General features: G+C 69.5%; 14 protein-coding genes. 7 read left to right on the top strand and 7 right to left on the bottom strand.

Annotation, left to right across the window (positions count from 1 at the left end; translation table 11 throughout):
* Positions 1–12 precede the first annotated feature (12 nt).
* A complete protein-coding gene (locus tag LO762_RS13840) occupies positions 13–3,903 on the top strand; it encodes a DNA-directed RNA polymerase subunit beta' (RefSeq protein ID WP_230615044.1) in 3,891 nt (1,296 codons plus the stop codon).
* 68 nt (positions 3,904–3,971) lie between these two features.
* Here the strand turns inward: LO762_RS13840 and LO762_RS13835 are convergent, their stop codons facing one another.
* Positions 3,972–4,562: a TetR/AcrR family transcriptional regulator gene (locus tag LO762_RS13835; RefSeq protein ID WP_230615043.1), complete on the bottom strand. Its 591-nt coding sequence runs from the start codon at positions 4,560–4,562 to the stop codon at positions 3,972–3,974.
* 75 nt (positions 4,563–4,637) lie between these two features.
* Entirely contained in the window at positions 4,638–5,234 is a 597-nt protein-coding gene (locus tag LO762_RS13830; protein ID WP_230615042.1) for a TetR/AcrR family transcriptional regulator, read from the bottom strand.
* Positions 5,235–5,464: 230 nt separating this feature from the next.
* Here LO762_RS13830 and LO762_RS13825 point away from each other — a divergent pair, with 230 nt between their 5' ends.
* The 4 genes from LO762_RS13825 to LO762_RS13810 all read left to right on the top strand — a co-directional run bounded on the left by LO762_RS13825 (position 5,465) and on the right by LO762_RS13810 (position 8,153).
* Positions 5,465–5,992, top strand: a complete 528-nt coding sequence (locus tag LO762_RS13825) for an FABP family protein (protein ID WP_230615041.1) — start codon at positions 5,465–5,467, stop codon at positions 5,990–5,992.
* A gap of 269 nt (positions 5,993–6,261) precedes the next feature.
* Positions 6,262–6,678 carry a Fur family transcriptional regulator gene (locus LO762_RS13820; protein WP_230615040.1) on the top strand — a complete coding sequence of 139 codons (417 nt, stop codon included), beginning with the start codon at positions 6,262–6,264 and terminating at the stop codon, positions 6,676–6,678.
* Complete coding sequence (locus tag LO762_RS13815) at positions 6,675–7,619, top strand: folate-binding protein YgfZ (RefSeq protein ID WP_230615039.1); 945 nt, start codon at positions 6,675–6,677, stop codon at positions 7,617–7,619. Before LO762_RS13820 ends, LO762_RS13815 begins: the two co-directional genes overlap by 4 nt.
* Positions 7,620–7,688: 69 nt before the next feature.
* Positions 7,689–8,153 carry a hypothetical protein gene (locus LO762_RS13810; RefSeq protein ID WP_230615038.1) on the top strand — a complete coding sequence of 155 codons (465 nt, stop codon included), beginning with the start codon at positions 7,689–7,691 and terminating at the stop codon, positions 8,151–8,153.
* A gap of 80 nt (positions 8,154–8,233) precedes the next feature.
* Here LO762_RS13810 and dtd read toward each other — a convergent pair whose 3' ends face one another.
* Positions 8,234–8,659 carry a D-aminoacyl-tRNA deacylase gene (gene dtd, locus LO762_RS13805; protein ID WP_230615037.1) on the bottom strand — a complete coding sequence of 142 codons (426 nt, stop codon included), beginning with the start codon at positions 8,657–8,659 and terminating at the stop codon, positions 8,234–8,236.
* 140 nt (positions 8,660–8,799) lie between these two features.
* The gene (locus LO762_RS13800) at positions 8,800–10,308 is read right to left on the bottom strand and encodes a CocE/NonD family hydrolase (RefSeq protein ID WP_230615036.1); all 1,509 of its coding nucleotides are present in this window, start codon (positions 10,306–10,308) and stop codon (positions 8,800–8,802) included.
* A gap of 156 nt (positions 10,309–10,464) precedes the next feature.
* Here LO762_RS13800 and LO762_RS13795 point away from each other — a divergent pair, with 156 nt between their 5' ends.
* The gene (locus tag LO762_RS13795) at positions 10,465–10,815 is read left to right on the top strand and encodes a BlaI/MecI/CopY family transcriptional regulator (protein ID WP_308103860.1); all 351 of its coding nucleotides are present in this window, start codon (positions 10,465–10,467) and stop codon (positions 10,813–10,815) included.
* A 31-nt stretch (positions 10,816–10,846) separates the two neighbouring features.
* Positions 10,847–11,728, top strand: coding sequence for a M56 family metallopeptidase (locus LO762_RS13790; RefSeq protein ID WP_230615035.1), 882 nt, complete (start codon positions 10,847–10,849; stop codon positions 11,726–11,728).
* A 325-nt stretch (positions 11,729–12,053) separates the two neighbouring features.
* Here LO762_RS13790 and LO762_RS13785 read toward each other — a convergent pair whose 3' ends face one another.
* The 3 genes from LO762_RS13785 to LO762_RS13775 form a co-directional block, all read right to left on the bottom strand.
* Positions 12,054–12,389: a DUF2516 family protein gene (locus LO762_RS13785; protein WP_230615034.1), complete on the bottom strand. Its 336-nt coding sequence runs from the start codon at positions 12,387–12,389 to the stop codon at positions 12,054–12,056.
* 149 nt (positions 12,390–12,538) lie between these two features.
* Positions 12,539–13,051 carry a hypothetical protein gene (locus LO762_RS13780; protein ID WP_230615033.1) on the bottom strand — a complete coding sequence of 171 codons (513 nt, stop codon included), beginning with the start codon at positions 13,049–13,051 and terminating at the stop codon, positions 12,539–12,541.
* A complete protein-coding gene (locus LO762_RS13775) occupies positions 13,048–13,443 on the bottom strand; it encodes a helix-turn-helix domain-containing protein (RefSeq protein WP_230615032.1) in 396 nt (131 codons plus the stop codon). Before LO762_RS13775 ends, LO762_RS13780 begins: the two co-directional genes overlap by 4 nt.
* Positions 13,444–13,533 lie beyond the last annotated feature (90 nt).

Raw genomic sequence — 13,533 nt, 5'->3', positions numbered from 1 at the left:
GAGGAGTAGCCAGTGCTTGACGTCAACTTCTTCGACGAGCTGCGCATCGGCCTGGCGACCGCCGACGACATCCGTCAGTGGTCGCACGGCGAGGTGAAGAAGCCCGAGACCATCAACTACCGGACCCTCAAGCCCGAAAAGGACGGACTCTTCTGCGAGAAGATCTTCGGTCCGACCCGGGACTGGGAGTGCTACTGCGGCAAGTACAAGCGGGTGCGCTTCAAGGGCATCATCTGTGAGCGCTGCGGCGTCGAGGTGACCCGCGCCAAGGTGCGCCGTGAGCGGATGGGCCACATCGAGCTGGCCGCGCCGGTCACCCACATCTGGTACTTCAAGGGCGTCCCGTCGCGCCTGGGCTACCTGCTCGACCTCGCGCCGAAGGATCTCGAGAAGATCATCTACTTCGCCGCGTACATGATCACGAGCGTGGACACCGAGCGCCGTGACCGTGACCTGCCGACGCTGGAGGCGCACGTCTCCGTCGAGCGCCAGCAGCTGGAGCAGCGCCGCGACTCCGACATCGAGGCCCGCCAGCAGAAGCTGGAAGCCGACCTCGCGGAGCTGGAGGCGGCCGGCGCCAAGGCCGACCAGCGCCGCAAGGTCCGCGAGGGCGCCGAGCGGGAGATGAAGCAGCTCCGCGACCGCGCGCAGCGCGAGATCGACCGCCTCGACGAGGTGTGGAGCCGGTTCAAGAACCTCAAGGTCCAGGACCTCGAGGGCGACGAGATGCTGTACCGCGAGATGCGGGACCGCTTCGGCAAGTACTTCTCGGGCGGCATGGGCGCCGCGGCCATCCAGGCCCGGCTCCAGAACTTCGACCTCGAGGCCGAGGCCGAGAAGCTGCGCGAGATCATCCGCTCCGGCAAGGGCCAGAAGAAGGCGCGCGCCCTCAAGCGGCTCAAGGTCGTCTCGGCGTTCCTCAACACCAGCAACAGCCCGCTCGGCATGGTGCTCGACTGCATCCCGGTGATCCCGCCGGACCTGCGGCCGATGGTCCAGCTCGACGGTGGCCGCTTCGCCACCTCCGACCTGAACGACCTGTACCGCCGGGTGATCAACCGGAACAACCGCCTCAAGCGGCTGCTCGACCTCGGCGCGCCCGAGATCATCGTCAACAACGAGAAGCGGATGCTGCAGGAGGCCGTCGACGCGCTGTTCGACAACGGCCGCCGCGGCCGCCCGGTGACGGGCCCCGGCAACCGTCCGCTGAAGTCGCTGTCCGACATGCTCAAGGGCAAGCAGGGCCGGTTCCGGCAGAACCTGCTGGGCAAGCGCGTCGACTACTCCGGCCGTTCGGTCATCGTCGTCGGCCCGCAGCTCAAGCTGCACCAGTGCGGCCTGCCCAAGCAGATGGCGCTGGAGCTGTTCAAGCCGTTCGTCATGAAGCGGCTCGTGGACCTCAACCACGCGCAGAACATCAAGTCCGCCAAGCGGATGGTCGAGCGGGCCCGCCCGGTCGTGTGGGACGTGCTGGAAGAGGTCATCACCGAGCACCCGGTGCTGCTGAACCGCGCGCCGACGCTGCACCGGCTCGGCATCCAGGCGTTCGAGCCGCAGCTCGTCGAGGGCAAGGCCATCCAGATCCACCCGCTGGTCTGCACCGCCTTCAACGCCGACTTCGACGGCGACCAGATGGCGGTCCACCTGCCGCTGTCGGCGGAGGCCCAGGCCGAGGCCCGGATCCTCATGCTGTCCACGAACAACATCCTGAAGCCGTCGGACGGCAAGCCCGTCACCATGCCCACCCAGGACATGGTCATCGGCCTGTACTGGCTGACCGGCGAGCGCGAGGGCGCCGTGGGCGAGAGCCGGCTGTTCTCGAACGTGGCCGAGGCGATCATGGCCTTCGACCGCAACGAGCTGTCGCTCCAGGCGAAGATCCAGATCCGGTTCAAGGACGTCGTCCCGCCGCGCGGCTGGGTCGCGCCCGAAGGCTACGAGGCGGGCCAGCCCTACCGGCTGGAGACCACCCTGGGCCGGGCCCTGTTCAACGAGACGCTGCCGCCGGACTACCCCTTCGTCAACTACGAGGTGGGCAAGAAGCAGCTTTCGGTCATCGTGAACGAGCTCGCCGAGTCCTACCCCAAGGTCGAGGTGGCCGCCTCGCTGGACGCCCTCAAGAGCGCGGGTTTCCACTGGGCGACCCGCTCCGGCGTCACGATCTCCATCGACGACGTCATCGCGCCGCCGAACAAGGCGGGCATCCTCGAAGGCTACGAGCGCCGCGCCGAGAAGGTGCAGCGCGAGTACGAGCGCGGTCTGATCACCGACGACGAGCGCCGCCAGGAACTCATCGAGATCTGGACGCACGCGACCACCGAGGTCGCGAACGACATGATGGACGAGTTCAAGAGCAACCCGAACAACCCCATCTGGATGATGGTGAACTCGGGCGCCCGTGGTAACCCGATGCAGGTCCGGCAGATCTCCGGTATGCGCGGCCTGGTGTCGAACCCGAAGGGCGAGACCATCCCGCGGCCGATCAAGTCCTCGTTCCGCGAGGGCCTGACCGTCCTGGAGTACTTCATCTCCACGCACGGCGCCCGCAAGGGCCTCGCCGACACCGCGCTGCGGACCGCCGACTCGGGCTACCTGACCCGTCGTCTGGTGGACGTCGCGCAGGACGTCATCGTGCGCGAGGTCGACTGCGGCACCGACCGGACCATCCCGTTCCGGATCGCCGAGAACGACAGGGCGGCCGACGGCTCGCTGGTCAAGCTCGGCACGTCGGAGTCCAGCCTCATCGGCCGGACCATCGCCATCGACGTCGTGGTGGACGGCACCGTCGTCTACCCGGCCGACACCGACCTGTCCGACGCCGTCATCAGCCGGCTCATCGAGGCCGGCGTCGAGGAGGTCAGGACGCGCAGCGCCCTGGTCTGCGAGGCGAAGATCGGCGTCTGCGCCGCCTGCTACGGCCGCTCGCTGGCCACCGGCAAGCGGGTCGACGTCGGTGAGGCCGTCGGCATCATCGCGGCCCAGTCCATCGGTGAGCCCGGCACCCAGCTGACGATGCGCACCTTCCACACCGGTGGTGTGGCCGGTGGCGACATCACGCACGGTCTGCCGCGCGTCCAGGAGCTGTTCGAGGCGCGCATCCCCAAGGGTGTCGCCCCGATCACCGAGGTCGCCGGCCGGGTCAAGATCGACGAGACCGAGCGCACCCGCAAGATCGTCATCATGCCGGACGACGGCTCCGACGAGATCGCCTACCCGGTGTCGATGCGGTCGCGGTTCGAGGAGGGCATCTTCGAGGGCGCCCACGTCGAGGTCGGCCAGCAGCTCATCAAGGGCGCGGTCAACCCGCACGAGGTGCTCCGCATCCTCGGCCCGCGCGCGGTGCAGCTGCACCTGGTGCACGAGGTCCAGGAGGTCTACCGGTCGCAGGGTGTGTCGATCCACGACAAGCACATCGAGATCATCGTCCGCCAGATGCTCAAGCGGGTGAACATCCTGGAGGCCGGTGACACCAACCTGCTGCCGGGTGACCTCGTCGAGCGGCCGATCTTCGAGCGGACCAACCGTTCGGTGGTCTCCGAGGGCGGCACCCCCGCGGCGGGACGTCCGGTCCTGATGGGCATCACCAAGGCGTCGCTCGCCACCGAGTCCTGGCTGTCGGCCGCCTCCTTCCAGGAGACGACCCGCGTCCTCACCGAGGCCGCCATGCACTCCAAGAGCGACTCCCTGCTGGGCCTCAAGGAGAACGTCATCATCGGCAAGCTCATCCCGGCCGGCACTGGCATGCCCCAGTACCGCAACGTCCGGGTCGAGCCCACCGAGGAGGCCAAGGCCGCCGTCTACAGCGTCGGCTCCTACGACGACGCGGGCGAGTACACCTTCGGCACGGGCTCCGGCGAGGCCGTCCCGCTGGAGGAGTACGACTTCGGCCAGTACAACCGCTGATATCAGCCGTGTGAAGGCCCTGTCCCCCTTCTGGGGGACGGGGCCTTTCCCGTTGTTGGAGCTGTGCGTCAGCGCAGGAGGGGGTCGATGGAGGAGTGGAGGTGGCGGCGGAAGCGGTTGACGGCGCGGGGGTCGCTGGCGGTGGAGCGGCCGCCGCGCTCGTCCGGGATGCCGCCGTAGACGAAGGTCTGGACGGTCCAGACGAGGGTCCAGATGACCAGTTCCATGTCCACGCCCGGACGGACGAGATCGCCGGTGAGCTCGGAGACGGCGGCGATCTGGGGATAGGAGTAGTTGATCTCGATCTCGCGGAGGTCGGCGGCGTCGTACATACGGCGCTGCATCCACAGGGCGGCGCTGCGCGGGTGGTCCACGAAGTGGTCGAGGTACTGGTCGACGAGCCGGTGGATCCCCGCCGCGTCATGCGTGTACTCGGCCATCATGTGCTCCAGGAGCCGCTGCTCCTCCTCGTGCACGTGCTTGATCACCGAGAGGTACAGCTCGCGCTTGCCGCCGAACTCCGCCCTGACCGCGCCGACGGGCAGCCCCGCGCCGTCCGCGATCATCTGGCTCGTCGTCTGGTCGTAGCCGAGTTCCGCGAACAGCCCGAGCGCCGAGGCCAGCAGCCGCTGGCCCGTCTCCGAAGCCGGCTCCGTCACCGTAGCCCCTCCCCGAACGCCGCCCCCTCGCAGAATAACAAAATGGTCACTGACCGTAGCGACGACGGGTCGTGGTCAGCGGGTGAGCGCGCCGACGACGGTGTGGATGTGGCGGCGGAAGCGCTCCAGGGCCCGGGGGTCGGTGGCGTCCACCCGGCCGCCCTCGGCGTTCGGGAACCCGCTGTAGACGAAGGTCTGGACCGCCCACACGATCGTCCAGACGAGCAGCTCCATGTCCACCTCGGGGCGGACGGCGCCGGCGGTCATCTCCACGATGTTCCGGGCCGGGGGATAGTTGTAGGCGACCTCCACCTCGCGGAGGTCGGTGGCGTCGTACATGCGCCGCTGCGCCCACAGCGCGGCGCTGCGCGGATGGTCCACGAAGTAGTCGAGGTACCGGTCGACGATCCGGTGCAGGCCCTCCGCGTCGTACGTGTAGTGCGCGGCCATCTGTTCGAAGATCTCCTGTTCCTCCAGATGGACCCGCTTCATCACCTCCAGGTACAGGCCCCGCTTACTGCCGAACTCCGCCTTGATCGCCGCCACCGACACCCCGGCGACGTCCGCGATCATCTGGCTCTCCGTCTGGTCGTAACCCAGCTCGGCGAACAGCCCGTACGCGGCCTCCAGAAGCCGCTGGCCTTCCTCCGACGTCGGCTGTGGCACCGTCATCCCCTCCTGGACTCCCGCCCCCGGTCGTCCCGCTTCACATAACAAGAAGATCACGCCGACTAGTCCCGGGGTGCGTCCGGGGCCGCCACGGCCCGGCACGATGGCCTATGCTCCGCGCATGGCGCTCGTGAACGTCGGTGTGCTCGTGGCCGTCCTCGCCCTCGTGGCCCTGGGCTGTGTGCTGCTCGTGCGGGTCCTGGGGCGGTTGGGGTGAGGCTACGCTTGGTCACATGGAGATCGTGTTCGAGCATGAGTTGCACCCCGACCTCAAGGCCCTGGAGTGGCTTGTGGGGACGTGGGAGGGCGATGGTGTCGGCGACTACCCGACCATCGAGCGGTTCCGGTTCACGCAGCAGGTCTCGTTCACGCACATCGGCAAGCCCTACCTGATCTACACCAGCCGCACCTGGCGGCTGGACGAGGAGTTCAAGCAGCGCGAGGCCCTGGCGTACGAGACCGGGTTCTGGCGGGTGCCCGGCGGCGGGCGCGAGATCGAGGTGCTGCTGTCACACCCGACGGGCGTCCAGGAGATCTACACCGGCGAGGTCGCCTTCCACAAGGTGGAGCTGGTGACGGACGTCGTCGCGCGGACCCGGACGGCCAAGGAGGTCACCGGCGGCAAGCGCCTGTACGGGCTGTTCCCCGCGCAGGAGGGCACCGAGGAGCGGGACCTCGGCTGGGTGTACGAGATGGCGGCGCTGGGGCACCCGCTGCAGGTGCACATGTCGGCGCAGCTCAAGAAGGTGCTGCCGGAGTAGGCCCGGCTGCGGCCCCCGACATGCGAAAGCCCCCGGACCTGCCGCGTGGGGCGGCGTGCCGTCAGGACTGGACGGCGGTCCGGGGACCCGGTGTCTGCTGGAGATTCGCCAGGAGACTGCAAGTCCCGTGCGGGCGCTCCTAGCGAGCAGCCACCTCGCAAGTCCTCGAAGAAATCATCTCGTGGACCACCTCCTTTCCTGCGTGGCACCGAAACTATGCGAGGTTCCGGCGTGCAGGCAAACGCTTTTTCCGGACATAGGATCGGGACATGGGTGAGACGACGTGGCAGGCGGAGCTGCGGGCCCGTGGGTACCGGGTCACCCCGCAGCGCCAGCTCGTCCTGGAGGCCGTCGCGGCGTTGGAGCACGGGACCCCCGAGGAGATCTGCGCGCAGGTGCAGCGGACGGCGACGGGCGTGAACATCTCGACCGTCTACCGGACGCTGGAGCTGCTGGAAGAGCTCGGCCTGGTCAAACACGCCCACGTCGGGCACGGGCCGCCGAACTACCATCTGGCCACCGAGGCCGACCACGTCCATCTGTGCTGCCGTGGGTGCGGCAAGGTGCAGGACGTGTCCCCGTCCGTCGCCGACGGCCTGGTGGCCGCGCTGGAGGCGGAGCAGGGGTTCGAGACCGACGTCCATCATCTGACGGTCTTCGGCAGGTGCAGGGAGTGCCGCTCATGACGTTCTACGCAGAAGCCCCCGATACTGAGCTTCCGGCGCATTTTGGTGACCCCTATGCGGAGCAGAAGGCCCTGGAGGGCGGTGAGGCGGCCGTCGTCAGGTCGAACCGGGGGGTCGTGCGGGTCAGCGGCCCGGATCGGCTCTCGTGGCTGCACAGCCTGCTGAGCCAGCATCTGAGCGCGCTCGCGCCGGGGGAGGCCACCCAGGCGCTGCTGCTGTCGCCGAACGGGCACATCGAACACCATCTTCATCTGGTGGACGACGGGTCGGCCGTGTGGGCGCACGTGGAGCCCGGCACCGCCGCCGATCTCGCGGCGTTCCTGGACCGGATGAGGTTCATGCTGCGGGTCGAGGTGGAGGACGTGTCCTCGTCCTACGACGTCGTCACGGGGCTCGGGCTCTCGGGCGAGCTGAGCCTGCCCGACGTCGCGGGCATGACCAGCCTGATCGTCCCGGCCGGGACGGCGACGGGCCGCGACCCCGCCGGGATCTGGGCGTACGAGGCGCTGCGGATCGCGGCGCACGCGCCCCGGCTCGGGGTGGACACCGACCACCGGACCATTCCGCACGAACTCGGTCTTATCGGGCCTGCGGTGCATCTGAACAAGGGGTGCTACCGGGGGCAGGAGACCGTCGCGCGGGTGCACAACCTTGGCCGTCCGCCGCGGAGGCTGGTGTTCCTTCACCTCGACGGCAGTGTGGACAGGCTTCCGAGTAAGGGCGCCGCCGTCACCGCCGACGGGCGACAGGTCGGATTCGCCGGATCGGCGGCCCGGCACCACGAACTCGGGCCGATCGGGCTGGCGCTGGTGAAACGGACCGTTCCGGTGGACGCGCCGCTGGTCGCCGACGGTGTCGCCGCCGCCCAGGAGGTCGTCGTGTCGCCCGACACCGGGGCGAACGTGACGATCGACCCGGCGCTCCGGGGCCGCCGTCGGTGATTGCCGACGGGAGATATGGGATAAAGAGAAGATCGAGGTAGCCGTTCCGGACGGAGGCGGTACGCGGTCATGGTTTCCCGAAAGGCGGCACGGCGCGGGTTCGGCCGGGACCTGGAGCAGATCGTGTGGTGGCTCGGCTTCGCCGCGCTCGTCGTGATCGGCGTCTACACCTGGAACTGGCGGCTGCTGCTGCTCACCCTGCTGCTGTGGAGCTTCTACGAGATCTGCCTCGTGCGCACCCGCTGCCGGGTGAAGACACGCCAGGGCAACGAGTGCATCGAGCAGGTCCGCGGCCGGGTCTTCGCGCACGACAAACGGCACCAGGGGATCAAGAACGACGGGCTGTGGCAGCTCATCGGGCGGACCAACCCGAGCTACCGGCCGCCGGTCTCCGACCCGAACCGGGCGACGGGTGTTGTGCTGGTCGCCCCCAAGGTGCGCCACCGCCTCAGCCAGGAAGACCGGTACATCCTGTACGCGGCCTTCGTCGGCCTTGTCGTGTCGTTGGTCGGCATGCTGTGGGGGCTGTTCTGATCGTCGGCGGGGGAGCGCCGCGTCTCCACGCCGGTTCCGGCGGAACCGGCGAGTCGTGTCCGGGTCGTGTCCGGGGTGGGTCAGACGTCGAGGACCAGGGTGATCGGGCCGTCGTTGACCAGGGAGACTTTCATGTCGGCGCCGAACCTGCCCGTCTCGACGTGCGCGCCGAGGGAGCGGAGCCCGGTGACGACGGCGTCCACGAGCGGCTCGGCGACATCGCCCCTGGCCGCGTGGATCCAGGACGGGCGGCGCCCCTTGCGGGTGTCGCCGTAGAGGGTGAACTGGCTGATCACCAGGAGCGGGGCGCCCACGTCGGAGCAGGACCTCTCCCCGTCGAGGATCCGCAGCCCCCACAGCTTCGCGGCCAGCTTCGCCGCCTGACCCGCCTCGTCGTCATGGGTGACCCCGACGAGCACGAGCAGCCCCGGCCCGTCGATCCTTCCGACGACCTCGCCGTCCACCCGGACCGCCGCCTCACTCACCCGCTGCACCACCGCACGCATCCCCGCAGTCTCCCACGCCCGCCCACCGCCGGGCGCGCCCTGACCTCGGGCGACGGCGGGGCCCACTCCACCTCGGGGCCGGGGGAGGGCCTGGGGTGGAGTGGGGGTCTTGGGTGGAGGGGCTCGCCGGAGGGGTGGGGTCAGGTGAGGGGGAGGGTCAGGGAGGTGGGGTGGAGGGTGAGGTGTGTGTTCTTGGGGGTGGTGGTGCGGTAGCGGAGGTCCACGGTGTCGATGACGAGGGTGAGGCGGTGGGTGGCGGGGAGGCGCCAGCGGATGGGTTGGAGGGTGAGCGTGAGGGATTGGGGCTTGCCGGGGGTGGCGTCGCGGAAGGTGTAGGGGGCGTGGGTGATGAGGCGGGCCTTGCCGTCGGGGGCTTCGTCGTAGAGGTAGGCGAACAGTGTGGTGCTGCGGGTGGAGGGGGTGACCTTGGCGCGGAGGACGGGGGAGCCGCTGACGACGGTGGGGCGCTTCAGCGCTGGGGTGCGGTGGACAAAAGCGTGCTTGCGGTTCACCTGGCCGGGTCTGATCGTCCAGTGGATACCCGCCTGGGCGGCGATACCGGTCGCCTCCAGGAGGCCGCTGTCGGCGACGGTGTTCACGCCGCCGGTGATCCGGATCCGGCGGGCGGGCAGCGGGTGGCGCTTCACCCGGTCGGCCTGGCCCTTCCAGGTGGGGAAGTAGGCCCAGGGGCCGCCGTTGTTCGGCTTCAGCGCGACGGGCCCCTTGGCGTCGATCCCGTTCGCGCGGCCGCGCAGGTGCCGGTCGAACCAGTGCAGGGTCTCGGTCCAGGTGGTGTTCGGCAGGCCGAGCGCGCCGAGCGCCTCGGCGGTGCCGTGGTCGCCCGCCTGGAGGGTGATCCGCTTGGGCACCTTCAGCCGGTGGTAGAAGTCCACGTACTGGGCGGGCGGGAAGATCCCGTCCTGCCAGCCGTTGGCGAGCATGATCGCCGGACGGTTCCGGTTGAGGCGGTCCACGTAGTGCGCGGCGCCCCGGATCTCCGCCAGCTTGAGCGCGGTGCCGAACTGGTCCTTGACCCAGCCGTCCTGGACGGTGAGGAAGTCCTCGCCCGGATCGCCGGTGATGTGCCCGAGCGTCAGCAGCGCCAGCGCCGCCTGCTCGTTGACCGTCTGGTTCTGGTAGAGCGAGTCGGCGAGGCTGGCCCAGCCGCTCATCGCCGAGACGGCCCTGATCCGGCTGTCGTGTGCCGCGCCGAGCAGCGAGATGCCCGCGCCGTAGGAGATCCCGGCGGCGCCGATCCGGGTGCGGTCGGCCCTGGTGTGCGCGAGCGCCCAGTCGACGACCCGGCTGATGTCGCCGACGTCGGGGCGCCCGGCGATCTCGATCCTGCCCTCGGAGTCCCAGAAGCCGCGCGAGGTGTAGGCGACGACCCCGTATCCGGCCTTGGCGAACCGCGCCGCCGCGCCCGCGTACTCGGCGTGGAACAGCGACCAGCTCGCGGGCATGACGACCAGCGGGAAGCGGTCCTTGCCCTTCGGCTGGTAGACCAGGGCCTTCAGGGGCGTGCCTCCGTGGCCGGGGATGGTCCGGTAGGCCGAAGTGAACCCCGCGTCGGCGGCGGCCGGGGGCGCGGCTGCCAGCAGGGAGCCGAGCAGTGTCGCCGCGACGATGGTCGCACCGGTTCGGCGCATGCGGCACCTCCTCTTTACTCATCGGTAACGTCTCCCAGAAGTAAAGAACTGCTTACTTGTCGGCGATATGGCGGAATCTGATAGAACATCCGATCTACTGTGTGCGGAAACGAGGGGTACTACGGGGCGTAGTGACCGGGAGGTAGAATTCGGGCTGTGAAGGGTTTGGGAGAGCTTGAACGCGCAGTGATGGAGATCCTCTGGGCCAGGGAGGAACCGGCGACGGCACGGGACGTCAGCCGCGCCCTCGCCGACCGCGACCTCGCCCACACCACCGTGATGACGGTGCTGGACCGCCTCGCCAAGAAGGACTTCCTTGTTCGGGAGCGCTCGGGCCGTGCCTGGGCGTACCGCCCCGCCGAGTCCCGCGAGGGCTATGTCGCCGAGCTCATGCTCGGCGCGCTCGCCCTGAGCGGTGACCGCGACGCCGCACTCGCCCACTTCGCCCGCTCGGTGAGCGGCGACGAGGCCGCCGCGCTCCGGCGGGTTCTGGAGAACCTCGAATGACCGTGCCCCGCCCCGTCCCGCGAGCCGTCCCATGACCGCCTGGGCCGCGCTCGCGCTCATCGCCCTGGCGACGGTGCCCGCGGCCGGACTGCTCGCCAAGGCCCGGTGGACCTGGCGCACCCCGCGCGCGGGGATCGTGCTGTGGCAGGCGCTCGGCCTCGCCTGGGGCCTGGCCACCATCGGCGCCCTCGTGGGCTTCGCGCTGGAGCCGCTCGGCCGTGGTGTGCTGCACGGGCTGTTCCTCCTCCCCGATGACGGGTCGCTGCTGTCGTTGCCGCGGCAGCTCGTGCTGCTCGCGGGCATGGCGTTCGCCGGGTCGCTGATCGGCTCGCTCCTGCTGTCGGGCTTCCGGGTGCTGCGCGCCCGCGCCCGGCACCGCGCCCTGCTGCGGCTGATCGCCGACCGCGGCATGCGCGCGGACGCCCTCGTGCTGGACCATCCCCAGGCCGCCGCCTACTGCGTGCCGGGAGTCCGGTCGAAGATCGTCATCAGCAAGGGCACGCTGGAACTGCTCGACGACGGCGAGCTCGAAGCGGTGCTCGCCCACGAGCTGGCGCACGCGCGCGAGCGTCACGACCTGGTGCTGTTGCCGTTCACCTCCCTTCCACGGATCGGGCTCGTCGCCCGGATCCTCGACTCCGTCGCGCTGCTCATCGAGATGCGCGCCGACGACCGCGCGCTGCGGCACCGCTCCCCCAAGGAGCTGGCCAAGGCGCTGCTGCGCTTCGCCACCGCCCCCTCGGCCTCGGCGCCCTCCTGCGCCCTCGCCGTCGCCCACGAGGGCAGCGCCGTGATGGCCCGCGTGCAGCGCCTGCTCAACCCCGCTCCGCGCCCCCTCCTGGCACGCTCGGCGGCACTGCTCACCTCCGTCCTGCTGGTTCTCACACCCCTCGCCCTCTGGTCCTTCCACTGACCCCCGGCGGGCCGCCCTCCCGGCCCGCCCTGCTCCCGGTTCGCGCAGCCCGGCTCGGCCCCTGCCCGCGCCACGGCGCCCGTGCCGCGGTTCTGCGGGCTCGGGCGCCCGGTTCCGAAGTCTCGCTGCGTGGTCGGTGACAGTCTCATCGCGGTGTGCTCCCTTCGATCGCCGCTTGTGCGTGCGCTCGGGAACACTGTGCGTCATTCGCTTCAAGATCGCTTAGCGGCCTGTGGATAACTTTTTTCGCCGGGGGGAAGGGCGCGGTTTGTGGCACGACGCGGCGGCGCCGGACGGCGAACGTCCGGCGCCGTGGATCAGCGTGTTACCAGGGGCCGTAGGGGCCCATGCGGCGGCCGCCGCCCGAGCCGTACTCCTTCAGCGCGGGGCGCACGTCGGCGAGGTAGATCACCGAGGCGATGAACGCGGCGATCGCGAAGATCCCGAGCTGGTTGAGGTACAGGGTGGCGGCGGCGAAACCGAAGAGCGTGGCGAAACCGAGGATGATCAGCCACAGCTTCTTCGTCTGCTTGCCCGCGGCGGGGAACGCCTCGGCGGGCCTGCGCAGGACGTCGACGAGCGAGAACGCCTCCATGATGAAGGCGACGATCGCGAGCCCCCAGAACACGAGCGCCAGCCCCGTGTGAATGCTTCCGAGCACGACATCACCCTTCCTCAAGTGCTGCCGCCACACTACAAAAGATTCGCGGTCCTGCCCTCCACCCTGTGGAGGACCGCGGGCTCCCCGGACGGCGAAAGGCGCCCGTCCACACAGGACCGGGCGCCTTCCGGCGAGCGCGCTTGCCGACGTCAGCCCTTCTTGGCGGGCTGGGTCTTCTTGGCGGGGGCGGGCTTGGGCTTGGCGGCGGGCTTGGCCTCGGCGGCCTCGACCGGGGTCGCCTGCTTGGGCGGGACGACGACGGCCGGGGCGGGCTCCTCGTCGGCCTCCTTGTTGATGACGGTCTTGCCGCGCTCGGCGAGGTCGTCGATCACCTCGTTGAGCTTGGTCGACAGGGTGGCGACGTAGCCCTGCAGGGCCGACGCCTCGGTGCGCTCCTGGTACTTGGTGACGTTGGCCTTGAGCTCGTCCACGCGCACGGTGACGGTGGTGCGGGCCTTGGCGACGCGCTCGTTCACCTCGCCGCGCAGCTCGTCGACGTTCTCGGTGACCGTCTCGCGGTACTTGCCGTAGTTCTCGGTGAGCTCGGCGCGCACCTTGGCGGCGGCCTCGGGCACCTCGCGGAGCTTCTCCACCGCCAGGTCGACGGCCCCGGCGCCGGCGTAGACCGCGCGGCTTTCCTTGATCTTCTCGGCAAGGGTCATGGTTCCAGGTCCTCTCTTTCGGACAGGGCCTCGTGGTCGGGCCCGATGTTCGCTGCGTTCTCCTTCCGGAAGGAGTCGTAGATGTCGAGCAACACCTGCTTCTGCCTTTCGGAGAGAGTGAGGTCGGCCCGGATGGCTGTCTGCACATCGGTGTCCGCTTCGCGGTCTTCGAGGATCCCGGCCTGCACGTAGAGCACCTCGGCGGAGATCCGCAGACCCTTGGCGATCTGCTGGAGGATCTCCGCGCTCGGCTTGCGCAGGCCGCGTTCCACCTGGCTGAGGTAGGGGTTGGAGACCCCCGCCTGCTCCGCCAGTTGGCGCAGCGAGATCTTCGCCCGTTGCCGCTGCTCCCGGATGTACTCACCGATGGAGCCGACCTTCGGTCCTTGCATAGGAACCACCCTCTGTCAATGTGCTTGCTATTGCAAGCGGGAAGCTGGGATATCGCGGGTGACTCCGCTCACATTTTGCAATGATCTCGC

It is taken from the genome of Actinocorallia sp. API 0066 (genome assembly GCF_020991275.1).
Taxonomy (GTDB): Bacteria; Actinomycetota; Actinomycetes; order Streptosporangiales; family Streptosporangiaceae; genus Actinocorallia.
The sequence above is the reverse complement of the archived record's forward strand: the minus strand, read 5'-3'. Positions and strand labels throughout refer to the sequence as shown.

Bases quoted from the DNA above. Each gene is read 5' to 3' on its own strand.
- LO762_RS13830 (WP_230615042.1), bottom strand. From the start codon at position 5,234: ATGACGGTGCCACAGCCGACGTCGGAGGAAGGCCAGCGGCTTCTGGAG.
- LO762_RS13825 (WP_230615041.1), top strand. From the start codon at position 5,465: ATGGAGATCGTGTTCGAGCATGAGTTGCACCCCGACCTCAAGGCCCTG.
- LO762_RS13820 (WP_230615040.1), top strand. From the start codon at position 6,262: ATGGGTGAGACGACGTGGCAGGCGGAGCTGCGGGCCCGTGGGTACCGG.
- LO762_RS13815 (WP_230615039.1), top strand. From the start codon at position 6,675: ATGACGTTCTACGCAGAAGCCCCCGATACTGAGCTTCCGGCGCATTTT.
- LO762_RS13810 (WP_230615038.1), top strand. From the start codon at position 7,689: ATGGTTTCCCGAAAGGCGGCACGGCGCGGGTTCGGCCGGGACCTGGAG.
- dtd (WP_230615037.1), bottom strand. From the start codon at position 8,659: ATGCGTGCGGTGGTGCAGCGGGTGAGTGAGGCGGCGGTCCGGGTGGAC.
- LO762_RS13800 (WP_230615036.1), bottom strand. From the start codon at position 10,308: ATGCGCCGAACCGGTGCGACCATCGTCGCGGCGACACTGCTCGGCTCC.
- LO762_RS13790 (WP_230615035.1), top strand. From the start codon at position 10,847: ATGACCGCCTGGGCCGCGCTCGCGCTCATCGCCCTGGCGACGGTGCCC.
- LO762_RS13780 (WP_230615033.1), bottom strand. From the start codon at position 13,051: ATGACCCTTGCCGAGAAGATCAAGGAAAGCCGCGCGGTCTACGCCGGC.
- LO762_RS13775 (WP_230615032.1), bottom strand. From the start codon at position 13,443: ATGCAAGGACCGAAGGTCGGCTCCATCGGTGAGTACATCCGGGAGCAG.